We start from the raw sequence: 13894 nt of genomic DNA, 5'->3' as shown, positions 1-13894 counted from the left end.
ACACGGGTGCGTACAGCGTGCGCATTTAGCGTACAGGAGTCCATCTCTGCGCACGGCGTGCGCTTCTGCGTACATCATGAGGGGTTGCGAACACTGTGCGCGTCTGCGTACAGTGTTCGCAACGAAGGAACACCGTGCGCTTCGCCTGAGAGGAACTCCCATGGAAACCGTCCGCAATCCACGCCGCTGGTGGATCCTCGTCGTGCTCTGCCTCAGCACGCTGGTCCTGGTCGTCGACAGCATGGCACTGACGGTCGCGGTGCCCGCGATGACCGAGGACATCGGCGCGAGCGCCCAGGACATCCAGTGGATCCTCGACTCGTACATCCTGGTCTTCGCCGGACTCCTGCTCACCTCCGGAAGCCTCGGCGACCGGTTCGGCCGCCGGAAGGTCATGATCATCGGCCTGGTGCTCTTCGGCCTGGCATCACTGGCGGCGACCTTCGCGAACGACCCCGGCGAGGTCATCGCCGTACGCATCGCGATGGGAGTCGGCGGCGCGCTGATCATGCCGTCGACGCTGTCGATCCTCATCACCGTCTTCGAGGAGGACGAGCGCAGCAAGGCGATGGCGGCCTGGGGTTCGGTGTCGATGCTCGGCCTCGTCGGCAGCCCGGTGCTCGGCGGTGTGCTCATCGACCACTTCTCCTGGCAGTCGATCTTCCTCATCAACGTCCCGGTCGTCGTGCTCGCCGTGATCGCCGCTCTCACCCTCATGCCGGAGTCGAAGGGCCCCTGGCAGAAGCCGGACCCGCTGGGCGCGGTGCTGTCCGTGGTCGGTATGACCGCCCTGATCTGGTGGATCATCGAGATCCCGCAGCACGGCGCCTTCGAGGGCCGAGGCGCGGTCACACTGGCCGTCGCGGTCGCCGCCATCGCCGGGTTCGTGATCTGGGAGAACATCACCCCGTCGCCGATGGTTCCGCTGGTCCTCTTCAAGAACCGGAACTTCAGCGGCGGTTCGCTCTCGCTGACCCTTGTCCAGATCGGTAACGGCGGTCTGCTGCTGGTCCTCACCCAGTACCTGCAGTTCGTCCTCGGCTACTCGCCGGTGAAGGCGGGCCTCGCGTTCATGCCGCTGGCCGTCGCCGCGCTGATCGGCAACGCCGCCGGCGCCGGACTGGCCGCGAAGCTCGGCTACCGCTCCCTGGTCCTGGCCGGACTGCTCACGATGGCCGGTTCGTTCGCCCTGCTGACCACGGTCGACGCCTCGTCCGGCTTCACCGTCCCGGCCGTCGCCCTCGGCCTGCTCGGCCTCGGCGCCGGCCTCGCGATGCCGGCCGCGGTCGGCGCCCTGATGGGCACGATCCCGGCGGAGAAGGCGGGCGTCGGCTCGGCCCTGAACGACACGATCCAGCAGGCCGGCACCGCGCTCGGCATCGCGATCCTGGGCTCGCTCCTCTCGAGCCGCTTCGCCGCGGAGATGCCGGCGGGCGCCTCGGAACAGGCGAAGGGCTCGATCGGCGGCGCCCTGGCGGCGGCGCAGGGCGACGCGGGCCTGATGAACGCGGCCCGGGAGGCGTTCACGACGTCGATGTCGGCGACCTTCACGATCAGCGCGATCGGCGTCCTCGCCGCGGCGGGCCTGGCGGCACTGGTCATGCGGAACACGAAGCCGGGCGGGGAGACTTCGGGGGCGGAGGCTTCGGGGCCGGAAGCTTCGGGGGCAGAGGCGGGCGCGGAGGCGCAGGCCGCCGGGGCGGAGGCTCGGGGCGCGAGCCCGGCGGACGCGGAGACGGGCCAGGGCACGGGCCTGGAGGGCTCGGGCTCGGAGGGCTCGGGCTCGGAGGGCTCGGACGCGGCGGGCGTCGCCGGCAAGCCGGAACTCGTCGGCTGACCCCGGCCGCCCCACCGAAAAGCGCACGGAAGACCCCGCCCGGGAGACCGGTCGGGGTCTTCGGCGTTTCCGGGGCGGATCGGTGGTGCGACTCGTGTGGTGATGTCACCGGTTCGGGGGGTCCGGGGCGGCAGAGACGTTACAGCGGGTGATGCTCTCCGTAATCACTGGAACACTTTCCGCAACGCCCGTTTGGGGTGCTCTCTCACATTGGAGGAAGCGTGCGGAAGTTGGCGACGACGGCGATTGCGGCGGGGCTGTTCCTGGGTGGGGCGGGGGTTGCCGTTGCGGATGGATGGCATGACCTGCCTCATATGGAGACCCACGGTCTGATCGCAAAGGGCACATACAAGTGGGAGCCCAAGGGGCAGAACCACGGCGGATTCCACTTCAGGCTGTCACTCAAGGATGCCGATCCAGCGGACGGTCACAACGTCTATGTGGAGAGCAAGGTCGAGGGGTACAGCTGGAGCCGTCTCTATGGAAAGCAGAAGAAGACCGTCCAACTGGACAAGGTGATCTACGACGGCGCCGCCCAGTACACGAACGAAGCGTGGATCCGGGCCTGCCGCGACCGCGGATCCCTCCGCCCGGACAACTGCGCGGACACCGCGTCCTTCAAGCGCCCGAAGGTCAACAAGTAGTCATAGCACTAGCCAAGTGGTCCGAAGAGTTCCGGAGGGCGCGGGTGCGCGTCCTCCGGGCGCAAGGGAGTTCGCACCAGGATGGACGTCATTCTCCGCGCCAAGGGCGTGGATCTCTTCTACGGAACGCAGAAGGCCGTCGACGCCGCGGACTTCTCGCTCAGGCGGGGGGAGGTGACGGCCATCATGGGCAGCAGCGGTTCCGGAAAGTCGTCGCTCCTGTACTGCCTGGCAGGGGTGCTGGCACCAACAAACGGCACCGTCTCCTTCGACAATATGGCGTTCTCATCGCTCACCGATGAGGAGCTGAGCGCACTGCGCCGGGAACGGTTCGGGTTCGTCTTTCAGTACGGGGAATTGCTGCCCGAGCTGACAGTCGAGGAGAACGCCGCTCTACCTCTGCGGCTCGCCGGTCAGCGCAAGGCGCCCGCACACGCGGCTGCCGGGGAGGTCCTCGGGCGGCTCGGGATGACCGAGTTGTTGCAACGCAGGACCTCCCAGCTGTCCGGCGGGCAAAGTCAGCGAGTCGCTGTAGCCCGGGCACTGGTGCACAGGCCGGATGTCGTGTTCGCCGACGAGCCGACCGGCGCGCTCGACAGCGTCAACGCCTCAGCCGTACTACAGGAGTTCCTGCGTCTTGCACGCGACCAGGGCACCGCCGTGGTCATCGTCACGCATGATGCTGCGGTGGCCGAGCACGCCGACAGCCGGTACACGATGAGCGACGGGATTCTGAAGTGAACCCCTTCCTGCTCGGAATGCGGCTGCTGTGGCGAGGCGGACGCAGAGGTCGAGCCCGCTTTCTGCTGATGACCTTCGGCTGCTCGCTCGGGGTGGCCTGCCTCGCTGCCGTACTGACCATTCCGTCGATTCTCGCCGCCCACGACGCGCGGTCCGCTGCTCGTGAGCCGCGAACCAACTACGAGCTGAAGAAGGAACAGTCGAACCTCGGCACGGTCGCGCGTGGCCACAAGGACGCCTACGGATCTCAGCCGCTCCGCCGCCTCTTCATCGCCCGATCGATCTCCGGCCCGGCGCCGGTCCCTCCGGGCCTCGACAGACTTCCCGCCGCCGGAGAAGTGTTCGTCTCCCCTCGATTGCGCGAGATCCTGGCCGAAACACCCGGCGTCGCTGGACTCCTGCCCGGCAAGGTGATCGGCACCATCGGTCCCGAAGGGCTTGCCGGACCCGACGAGCTCTACGCCTACATCGGCAGCTCTCACGATCAGCTCCCGGACGACGAGCACCTTCGCCGTGTGGACTACTTCGGCGCTCCATACGCCGTCACTGAGGTCGTCGAAGAGTCCACACTCGACATCCTGCGGTTCACTCTCGCTTGCGTGGTGCTGCTCCCCCTCGCTGTGTTCCTGTCGGTGTGTGCCCGGCTCTCAGCCGAGTCCCGTGCCCGCAGACTTGCGGCGCTGCGGCTCGTAGGGATGAGCGTCAAAGACACCTTGCGGGTCAATGCCGGCGAGACTGTATCGGCGGCATTCCTCGGGGCAATGCTCGGCGTCGGCGGCTATCTCGTCGTCAACGAAATCATGGCGAGGGTCGGCCTGCCCGGCCTTCACTGGTACCCCGCGGACGGCCGCCCCGAGGCCACCACGCTCGCCGCCTGCCTGATCCTCTGCCCGGCGCTCGCCTGGTTCGTGGGACGGCACAGCGCCCGCGCGGCGGCGCTCACTCCACTCAACATCCGGCGAACCGCAGAGCCCAGGCGTCCCCGGATGTACGGGACGCTATTGCTGCTCCCCGGGCTCGGCGTCATCGTTGGCTACTGCATGCTCAGCGTGCTGGGTAAGGATCCCTCCGGCGGCTCCGCCAACACTCTTCTGGTTCCCGCCGCCGTACTGGCGACCGGAGCCGGGCTGGTGTTCGGGCTGCCGCCGATCACCACGTGGCTCGCTCGCCGTCTCGCCCGGACCACGCGATCGCTCCCACTGGCGCTCGCGATGCGCCGTGCCGAGGTCCAGCCCGGTGCCTCACTGCGGGTGGTTACGGGGCTCGTGCTGCTCGTCTACGCCACCTCGCTCACGCAGGGTGTCCTCGTTGAACTCAGCCAGGTGAGCCGCAACAGCGCGCCCATTCAGGAGTACGACATCAGCCTCACCGAACTGACCTCGGCCCAGCGCGAGGGATTGACCCGGGTGGAAGGAGTGCAAGCTCACGGCATCAGCGCCCCGTCCTGGAGCCCGACCGACGGCACCATCCACCCCGGCATCGAGGTGGCCGTCGCCACCTGCGCCCAGCTGGCCGCCTTCAGTAAGTCGTCTCAGGGATGTTCCGACGGAAAGTTACTCCACCTGGTCCACCCCGCGCATGCGGCGAATGAGGCGGCCGAGCCCGGCAAGTCGTATCCGATCCTTCTGAATAACGGCCAGAAGGCCACGGTAGTCGTGCCCCGCGAACGGCTCACCGTTCACACATACGACACCTACGGCTTCGGGACGGCGGACGTACTCGTGCCACCGTCGTTCCTTCCTCATGGCGCCCTACCCACAGAGGGCAAGATCGTTCTCGTGTCGTCCTCGGACACCCAGACCGTCCGCACCGCTCTCGACGGCATCGGCGGCATCGCCCCGCGTGCCGAAGTCACACCCGTCGGCATCGTCATCGACTCTCTCGCCCAACTCACCGTCATCCGAAGCCTCCTAGCCGTCGGTATGGTTCTCGGTCTCGTCATCAGCGTCGCCGCCTTCGTCGTGTCCGTCGCCGATCGGGCCATGGAGCGGCGGGGGCAGGTCGCCGCGCTCGCGTTGCTCGGGGCCAAGGCGGCCACCTTGCGGGTCGTGCAGTGTGCGCAGGTGGTGTTGCCGCTCGCCTTCGGGTTGGGGGCCGCCGTCGTCACCGGGTGGCTGGCCGAGTCGAGCTATCTGATCACCGGAGGCGGGGCCGTGCACTGGGACTGGAGTGGGTTGCCGCTGTTGCTCGTCTGCTGTCTCGGCGTGCTGATCGCCGCCGCGGTCGCCTCGCTCCCCCTCGTACGGCGCCACGTCGATCCGGAGCACATCCGGCGCGACTGAGCGGGCGGGCGTCGGCACCGTCATCCAGGTCCGGTCGCTCTCGCCGCCAGGGCGTGGCCCGTCCTTCGAGGGAGGGGCAGGCGGCGTCGGCGGCCGGCCCAGGAGGTGGCGGACGCGGCGTCGGCGGCCGGGACCAGGAGGTTGCGGACACCGACGACGTACGTCTACCTCCTCCCCGTCACATGCTGTGCGCCAGGAAGAACGCGGGAAAGCCGTCCACACGGTCCGCGGACGGAGGGGACATCGGCGGGCCACCGCGCCGGGCGTCGGGGCGGTCCGGTGGCTAAGCTCGGGCCGAGTCGATCTACGGTGTGGGGGACCCATGGAATCGGGGCTCAACTTCTCGGCCGCGGACCTGGCGCAGACCCGGTTCATCGTCTCGCCGATGTGGGAGGTCGTCACCAGTTTCCGGCTGCTGCGGGACACCACCGATCCGCCGCTGCACCGGCGTTGGGCCGCGCAGGTGCGGCCCCGGCTCGCGCAGGCGGGCCTGGACAGCGGCTGGCTGGCCGAACTCGTGCCCGGCCACGGCTACCTCGCCGACTTCCTCACCCCGACCCCCGCCACCCCCTTCCCCGCCCTCGCCGCCGAACTCGACGCCATCCGCGCGTCCACCCCCGCGCAGGTCCACGCCGACCTGGACGTCCTCCGGGCCAAGGATCCGGTCGGCGGCCGGCCCTCGCCCCGGCTCAGGCTGCTGCGCGAGGCGCCCGAGGAGGCCCTGGAGAAGGTCGCCGCCGAGATCGAGACGTACTGGGAACTCGCCCTCGCCCCCTACTGGGCCCGCATCCGCCAGATCCTCGAAGCCGATGTCTTCCACCGCGCGCGGCAGGTCGCCGAGCACGGCTCCGCGCGCGTCCTGAGCGAGCTCCACGAGACCGTCCGGTGGGACGACGACACCCTGCACATGGTCCGCCGCCACCGCGCCACCATGACCCGCGACCAGGTCGGCGCGGGGCTGTTGCTCGTCCCCTCGGCGTTCGCCTGGCCACGCGTCCTCACCCGCGCGGTGGCGGCGGATCCGCCCCAGCTCGCCTATCCCGCGAGGGGCGTCGGCAACCTCTGGGAACCGCGTACGAACGCCGCGACCGACGCCGTCGCAGCCGTCCTCGGCCGCTCCCGCACCCTGCTCCTCACCGAACTCGACACCCCGGCCTCCACCACCCAGCTCGCCGCCCACTGCGGCCTGTCGGCCGCCGGTGTCTCCCAGCACCTGACGGCGCTGCGCAACGCCGGCCTCGTCACCGCGCACCGCAGCGGCCGCTCCGTCCTCTACGCCCGTACGTCGGTCGCGGACGCACTGCTCGCCCCCTCGGAGGAGTTCGTATGACCTGGTCGGAGCGGATCGTCGAACGGGAGGACGGCGTACGGCTGTCCTGCCGGGACGGGGGCGGCTCCGGAGCCCCCGTCGTGCTGCTCCACGGGCTCGCCGGGCACGCCGGCGAGTGGGACGCGGTCGCCGTACGGCTCCGGGCGGACGGCCACCGGGTCGTCGCCGTCGACCAGCGCGGGCACGGGCACAGCGAGCGCTTCCCGAAGGACACCTCACGAGCCGCGTACGTCGCCGATGTCGTGGCCGTCGTCGATCGACTGGAGCTGGAGCGGCCCGTGTTGATCGGGCAGTCGCTCGGCGGTCACACCGCCATGCTCACCGCCGCCGCGCATCCCGGGCTGCCCGGCGGGGTGGTGCTGGTCGACGCCGGGCCGGAGCGGGCGGACTCGGGGCTCGGCGAGGAGATCGGCGGCTGGCTGAGGTCCTGGCCCGTGCCGTTCCCCTCGCGGGAGGCGGCGGTGCGCTTTCTGGGCGGCGGGGCCGTCGGGGAGGGGTGGGCGGCCGGACTGGAGGAACGTGACGGCGGTGGTCTCTGGCCGCGCTTCGACCCCGAGGTGATGGTGCGCTCGCTCGCCGAGAACGCCGCCCGTGGCTGGTGGGAGGAGTGGGCGGCGATCGAGTGCCCGACGCTGGCGGTGGTCGCCGAGAACGGGATCATCGCGGCGGAGCAGTTCGACGGGATGGTCCGCGGACGGCCCGCCCTGTGGTCGGCGAGCGTCCCCGGATCGGGTCACGACGTCCACCTGGAACGGCCCGATGCCCTCCACCGGCTGCTGGTCGACTTCATCGGCACGTGCGCTGGAGTCCACCCCAGATCCTGAGAGGCCGCGCGGACCCGCCGCACGCCCGACGCCCACCCCTTGCGCCGGAGTCCACCCCAGCTCCTGAAATGCCACGCGGACCCGCCGCACGCCCGACGCCCACCCCTTGCGCTGGAGTCCACCCCAGATCCTGAGAGGCCGCGCGGACCCGCCGCACGCCCGACGCCCACCCCTTGCGCTGGAATCCCCCCAGCTCCTGAAATGCCACGCGAACCGGCCGCACGCCCGACGGCCACCCCTTGCGTTGGAGTCCACTCCAGCTCCTAGAGTGCGCGCGAACCGGCTGTACGCCGGAAGACCAGGGGGAGGTTCGACACATGCGTTATCGCGTACTCGGCGGGACCGGGATCGAAGTCAGCACGTACTGCCTCGGCACGATGATGTTCGGCGCCGTCGGCAATCCCGACCACGCGGACTCCGTACGCGTCATCCACGCCGCGCTCGACCAGGGCATCAACTTCGTGGACACCGCCGACATGTACTCGGCCGGTGAGTCCGAGGAGATCGTCGGCAAGGCGCTGCGGGACCCCAGGCGGCGGGACGGCGTCGTCCTCGCCACCAAGGGGTACTTCCCGCTCGGCGAGGGGCCGGGCCGCGGCGGTCTCTCGCGGCGCTGGCTCACCCGGGCCGTCGAGGACAGCCTGACGCGGCTCGGCACCGACCGGATCGACCTCTACCAGGTCCACCGTCCCGATCACCGTACGGACATCGAGGAGACGCTCGCGGTCCTCGGCGACCTCCAGGCGCAGGGCAAGATCCGGGCGTTCGGCTGCTCCACGTTCCCCGCCGAGGAGATCGTCGAGGCGCATGCCGTCGCCGAGCGGCGCGGGCTGCGGCGCTTCCGCACCGAGCAGCCGCCGTACTCCCTGCTCGCGCGGGGCATCGAGGCATCGGTGCTGCCGGTGGCGCAGCGGTACGGGATGGGGGTGCTGACCTGGAGTCCGCTGGCGTCGGGGTTCCTGACCGGGAAGTACCGCAAGGACCGGCCGATCGACCTCACGAGCGGGCGTCCCGCGCTCCATCCGCACCGCTTCGACCCGGCGATCCCCGGAAACGCCGCCAAACTCGACGCCGTCGAGCGGCTCGTCGCCCTGGCGGAGGACATCGGCTGCTCGCTGCCCGAGCTCGCCATCGCCTTCGCGGCCGCGCACCCCGCGGTGACGTCCGTGATCATCGGCCCGCGGACGGCGGAGCAGCTGGAGGGTCTCCTCAAGGGCGCCTCGCTGGTCCTCGACGACGACGCCCTGGACCGCATCGACGAGATCGTCCCGCCGGGGACGAACCTCTACCAGCCGGACGGCGTCTGGCGCCCGGCGGCCCTGACGGACGCGACGCTGCGGCGCCGGCCGCTGAGCGAGCGCCCGGCGGCATGACGGCCCGGCCGCTGAGCGAGCACCCGGCGGCATGACGGCCCGGCCGCTGAGCGAACGCCCGGCGGCATGACAGCCCGGCCGCTGAGCGAGCGCCCGGCGGCATGACGACCCGGCCGGTGAGCGAGCACCCGGCGGAGTGACGGCCCGGCCGAAGACCGAGCGCCCGCCCGAATGACGCCCCGGCCCAGGGGCTCCCGCCCGCATCGCCCCACCAAGGTGAGTGCCCCGGGCCTCCTGTCAGTGTGAGGAGCCATGCTTACCGGCATGGGTACGAAGAGGCGTCCGGTCACGACGGACGAGCGCAGGGCCCGGCTGGCCGTACGGCACCGGCTGGCCGGGGAGGCACGGACGGCGGACGTGGCGGAGGTGGCGCGGTCCCTCGTGGCCCTGCACGCGACGGACCCGGCGAGCGTCTTCCTGTCGGTGGGGGCGCGGCTGAGCGGGGACGAAGGGCCGGTACGAGCCCTGGAACGGGCCCTGTACGAAGAGCGGACGCTGACCCGGATGCACGGGATGCGGCACACCATCTTCGTCTTCCCGACCGATCTCACGCCCGCCGTGCACGCCTCCACCACGCGGGACGTCGCCACCCGCGAACGGGCCATGCTGGTCAGGGACTTGCGCAAGGGGAGCGCGTACGACGAGGAGTGGCTGGCGGAGACCGAGCGGCTGGTGACGGCGGAGTTGGCGGCGCGCGGCGAGGCGACCGGCGCGGAGCTGGGCGCGGCCGTCCCGCGGCTGCGCGTGCAGTACGTGTACGGGGCCGGCACCCGCCAGGAGGGGAACCAGCCGCTCTCCAGTCGGCTGCTGCGGGTCCTCGGCATGGAGGGCCGGATCGCCCGCGGCCGGCCGCAGGGGAGCTGGACCTCCAGCCGGTTCCGCTGGACGCTGACCCCGGAGCGCCCCGATCCCGACGACGCGGACGCCCACGCCGAGCTCGTACGGCGCTGGCTGGCGACCTGCGGGCCCGCGACCGAGGCCGACCTGAAGTGGTGGACCGGCTGGAAGGTCACCGACGTCCGCAAGGCGCTGGCGGCGCTGGGCACGCAGCAGGTGGAGCTGGCGGAGGGCACCGGCCATGTCCTGCCGCACGACACCGATCCCGTACCGGCGCCGGAGCCGTGGGCTGCGCTGCTGCCCTCACTGGATCCGACGGCGATGGGCTGGCAGCAGCGCGACTGGTACGTCGACCCGGAGTTCAGGCCCGTGCTGTACGACCGCAGCGGGAACATCGGCCCGACGGTGTGGTGGAACGGCCGCGTCGTCGGTGTGTGGGCGCAGCGACCGGACGGCGAGATCGTCCACCGGCTGCTCGCCGACGTGGGATCGGAGGCCGGCGCCGCCATCGGCGCGGAGGCGGAGCGGCTCGCGGGCTGGATCGGCGACGTACGGGTGACTCCCCGCTTCCGCTCGCCGCTGGAGCGGGAGCTGGCGGCCGGGGGATGAGCGGGGGCGAGAGGACGGTGGAGGGCAGGATGCCGGGCTCCGGGGAGGGGATGGGGGACGAAGGGAGCGCGGACGTGCGGTCCGAGGGCGGGCGACCGGTGCTGGTGACCTCGCCGCAGCTCACGTCCACGACGGTCCTGCTGTCGGAGGCGGCAGCGCGGCGCGGCATGGGGGTACGCGTCCTGGACGGGCTGCCCGACCCCGTCGCGCCCGGCCCGCCGTGGCACCACTGGTACGGCGGCCCGCTGCTCGCCGACCGGATCGCCCTGCCGCTGGGCCTCGGCCTGCTGGAGCCGGCGGACGCGTGGCTCGCGGACCTGTCGGAGGAGTTCACCGCCCGTCGCGTCGTCCTGACGACTCTGGAGGAGGCCACGGCGACCCTTCGGCAGCCGGCGTTCGTGAAGCCGCCGGTGGACAAGTCCTTCCCGCCGGCGGTGTACGCGGACGGCGACGGCCTCGCGCGAGGGGTGCCGGGGCACCTGCCGCCGGACACGGCGGTCCTGGTCTCGGAGGTGGTCGGTTTCGCGGGCGAGTTCCGGCTCTTCGCGCTCGACGGGCGGATCGTCACGGGGAGCCGGTACGCCGTGCACGGCCGTCTCGACCCGGGTCCGCTCCCGGCGGATGCCCGGCGCTTCGGCGAACGGCTCCTCGCCGAGGCGGGCGAGTCGCTGCCGAGCGCGGTCGTCGTCGACGTCGGCCTGGTCGGGGACGCGGAGACGGGCGGGGGACGGTGGGCGGTGGTCGAGGCGAACATGCCGTGGTTCGCGCACAGCTACGGGGCCGAGCCCGACCGGGTCCTCGACGTCGTGCTGCGCGCCGCGGGGCCGCTGCCCCTCGTCACGGAGCGGGACCGGCCCTTCCTGCGGCGGAGGAGCACCGGGGCCGGAGCCGTGGTTCCTGCGGGTGGAATCCGAGAAGAATTCGGATCGGACCCCGCGAGGTGTCGAGGATCGGCGCCCGGCTCCGACGTCCCTTGTGAGAGGCATCCGGAAACCGGATGAGACCACCGAAGGAGAACGTCATGAAGTACCTCGTCATGGTGCAGGGATCCCAGGCCGACTACGACGTGATGAGCGGCAAGAGCTCCGGGCAGGGTCCCGTGTGGAGCGAGCAGGACATGAAGGCGATGTTCGAGCACATGGGGTCGATCAACAACGACCTCGCGGAGTCGGGCGAGCTGGTCGACGCACAGGGGCTCGTCGAGCCGGCCAGGACGCGGTTCGTGTCCGTCGACAAGGCCGGGCAGCCGGTGATCACCGACGGGCCGTACAGCGAGACGAAGGAGCTGCTCGCCGGGTACTGGGTGCTCGACTGCGCGAGCCTGGAGCGGGTCACCGAGATCGCGGCGCGCGTCGCCCGGTGCCCTCAGCCGGACGGTGCGCCGGAGTACCCGGTGGTGATCCGGCAGATCGACGAGCGCTCCGAGTCCGAGTTCCTCGCCGGCTGAGCGTGGGCGAGGAGGAGAGGGTCGAGGACCTGCTGCGCAGGCACGCGCCGCAGGTCCTCGGCGCGCTCGTGCGCCGTTACGGCCACTTCGACGCCGCCGAGGACGCCGTGCAGGAGGCGCTGCTGGCCGCCGCGCGGCAGTGGCCGGAGGCGGGGACGCCCGCGAATCCGCGGGGCTGGCTGATCCGGGTGGCCTCGCGGCGGCTGACCGACCAGTTGCGCGCGGACGAGGCGCGGGCGCGGCGGGAGGAGACCGCCGCCCGTCTGGAGCCCCGCGAGACCCGGGCCGCTCCGTCCGACGACGACACCCTCACGCTGCTGTTCCTCTGCTGCGACCCGGCGCTGGCGCCCGCCGCGCGGATCGCGCTGACGCTGCGCGCGGTGGGCGGCCTCACCACGGCGGAGATCGCCCGGGCCCATCTCGTACCCGAGGCGACGATCGCGCAGCGGATCAGCCGGGCGAAGGCGAAGCTCCGCGACCATCCGTTCCACCCGCCCGGCCCGGACGACCGGGACGCCCGGCTGGCCACCGTCCTGCAGGTGCTCTACCTGATCTTCAACGAGGGGTACACCGCGACCTCGGGCGCGGCCCTGCGCCGCGGTGACCTGGCGGGCGAGGCGATCCGGCTGACGCGTGCCGTGCGCCGCCTGCTGCCGCGGGAGGGGGCGGTGACCGGGCTGCTGGCCCTGATGCTGCTGACGGAGGCTCGCAGCGCGGCCCGGACGGGTTCGCACGGCGAGCTGATCCCCCTGGACGAACAGGACCGCTCGCTCTGGGACTCCGGCGCGATCGCCGAGGGCACGGCCCTGGTCGAGGAGGCGCTCGCGGAGGGCCCGCCGGGGCCGTACCAGCTCCAGGCGGCGATCTCGGCGCTCCACGACGAGGCGGCCCGCCCGGAGGACACGGACTGGCCGCAGATCCTCGCCCTCTACGACCTCCTGGCCGCCCGGGCCCCCGATCCGATGGCGGAACTGGGCCGCGCGGTGGCCGTCGCGATGGTGCACGGCCCGGAGTCGGGGCTCGCCGAACTCGCGTCTCTGGAACCGCGTCTGAAGGACCACCACCGCCTCGCGGCGGTCCGCGCCCATCTCCTGGAGCGCACCGGAGCGACGGAAGCGGCCCGCGCGGCCTACGAGGAGGCGGCGCGCCTCACCCTCAGCCTCCCGGAACGCCACTACCTGCACACGAAGGCGTCCCGCCTGGGCGACTGAGCCCGCGTCCGCCTCTCGTGCGCGGCCCCGTCCGGAGGTCAGTCGGTCGCGAGGCCCTTCAGCTTCTTGGCGAACGTGGTCAGGCGCGCGCCCTGGTAGCGGGCGGCCTGGAGGACGTTCTCCTCCGGGGTGCCGTTCGCGCCCGGGTGCGCCGTGCCGTAGGGGTTGCCGCCCGCCGCGTAGACCGCCGGGTCGGTGTAGCCGGGGGAGACGATGACCGAGCCCCAGTGGTGGAAGGTGTTGTAGAGGGCGAGCAGCGTCGACTCGTTGCCGCCGTGCACGTTGTGGGCGCTGGTGAAGGCGGTCGCCGGCTTGTCGGCCATGCCGCCCTGCTGCCAGAGCCCGCCCGAGGTGTCGATGAACTGCTTCAGCTGGGCGGCGACGTTGCCGAACCGGGTGGGCGAGCCGAGGGCGTAGGCGTCGGCCCACTCCAGGTCGTCGAGCGTGGCGATCTCGACGTCGCTCGTGGCGTCCACATGGGCGCGCCACGCCGGGTTCGAGTCGATGGCGGCGTCGGGGGCGAGCTCGGGCACCCGGCGCAGCCGGACCTCCGCGCCCGCCTTCTCGGCGCCTTCGGCGACGGCCTGCGCGAGCTCGTGCACGTTCCCCGTGGCCGAGTAGTAGATGACAGCAACCTTGACGGACATGTCGAGCCCCTTAAGCGGATTCGGTTCCGGTTCTACGGGTCCGAGCGTAAACGGATAGCCATCCACTTCGCAAGAGGAGCTCATGAGGAACCGGATACCGCTCCGTTATGCT

Annotated in this window: 12 protein-coding genes; 11 read left to right on the top strand and 1 reads right to left on the bottom strand. The window is 71.5% G+C overall.

Annotation, left to right across the window (positions count from 1 at the left end):
• Positions 1-160 precede the first annotated feature (160 nt).
• The 11 genes from AB0D99_RS14280 (at position 161) to AB0D99_RS14230 (ending at position 13135) form a co-directional block, all read left to right on the top strand.
• Positions 161-1837: an MFS transporter gene (locus AB0D99_RS14280; protein ID WP_362360316.1), complete on the top strand. Its 1677-nt coding sequence runs from the start codon at positions 161-163 to the stop codon at positions 1835-1837.
• Positions 1838-2151: 314 nt separating this feature from the next.
• Positions 2152-2481 (top strand): hypothetical protein, encoded by a 330-nt coding sequence (locus AB0D99_RS14275; protein ID WP_362360313.1) that lies wholly within the window; start codon positions 2152-2154, stop codon positions 2479-2481.
• A gap of 81 nt (positions 2482-2562) precedes the next feature.
• Positions 2563-3222, top strand: a complete 660-nt coding sequence (locus AB0D99_RS14270) for an ABC transporter ATP-binding protein (protein WP_362360310.1) — start codon at positions 2563-2565, stop codon at positions 3220-3222.
• Positions 3219-5504: an ABC transporter permease gene (locus AB0D99_RS14265; RefSeq protein WP_362360307.1), complete on the top strand. Its 2286-nt coding sequence runs from the start codon at positions 3219-3221 to the stop codon at positions 5502-5504. Before AB0D99_RS14270 ends, AB0D99_RS14265 begins: the two co-directional genes overlap by 4 nt.
• Before the next feature lie 322 nt (positions 5505-5826).
• Positions 5827-6834 (top strand): DUF5937 family protein, encoded by a 1008-nt coding sequence (locus AB0D99_RS14260; RefSeq protein WP_362360304.1) that lies wholly within the window; start codon positions 5827-5829, stop codon positions 6832-6834.
• Positions 6831-7658 (top strand): alpha/beta hydrolase, encoded by an 828-nt coding sequence (locus AB0D99_RS14255; protein ID WP_362360301.1) that lies wholly within the window; start codon positions 6831-6833, stop codon positions 7656-7658. Before AB0D99_RS14260 ends, AB0D99_RS14255 begins: the two co-directional genes overlap by 4 nt.
• A 317-nt stretch (positions 7659-7975) precedes the next feature.
• On the top strand, positions 7976-9031 hold the full coding sequence (locus AB0D99_RS14250) for an aldo/keto reductase (RefSeq protein ID WP_362360298.1): 1056 nt from the start codon (positions 7976-7978) through the stop codon (positions 9029-9031).
• A 264-nt stretch (positions 9032-9295) separates the two neighbouring features.
• Positions 9296-10477: a winged helix DNA-binding domain-containing protein gene (locus AB0D99_RS14245; RefSeq protein WP_362360295.1), complete on the top strand. Its 1182-nt coding sequence runs from the start codon at positions 9296-9298 to the stop codon at positions 10475-10477.
• Positions 10478-10551: 74 nt separating this feature from the next.
• The gene (locus tag AB0D99_RS14240) at positions 10552-11478 is read left to right on the top strand and encodes an ATP-grasp domain-containing protein (protein ID WP_362360292.1); all 927 of its coding nucleotides are present in this window, start codon (positions 10552-10554) and stop codon (positions 11476-11478) included.
• A 20-nt stretch (positions 11479-11498) separates the two neighbouring features.
• A complete protein-coding gene (locus AB0D99_RS14235; protein ID WP_362360289.1) occupies positions 11499-11924 on the top strand; it encodes a YciI family protein in 426 nt (141 codons plus the stop codon).
• Positions 11925-11926: 2 nt separating this feature from the next.
• The gene (locus AB0D99_RS14230) at positions 11927-13135 is read left to right on the top strand and encodes a sigma-70 family RNA polymerase sigma factor (protein ID WP_362360286.1); all 1209 of its coding nucleotides are present in this window, start codon (positions 11927-11929) and stop codon (positions 13133-13135) included.
• Positions 13136-13173: 38 nt separating this feature from the next.
• Here the strand turns inward: AB0D99_RS14230 and wrbA are convergent, their stop codons facing one another.
• A complete protein-coding gene (gene wrbA, locus AB0D99_RS14225; RefSeq protein ID WP_362360283.1) occupies positions 13174-13782 on the bottom strand; it encodes an NAD(P)H:quinone oxidoreductase in 609 nt (202 codons plus the stop codon).
• Between the last annotated feature and the right edge of the window lie 112 nt (positions 13783-13894).

This window comes from Streptomyces sp. NPDC047971, assembly GCF_040653355.1.
GTDB lineage: Bacteria > Actinomycetota > Actinomycetes > Streptomycetales > Streptomycetaceae > Streptomyces.
The sequence above is the reverse complement of the archived record's forward strand: the minus strand, read 5'-3'. Positions and strand labels throughout refer to the sequence as shown.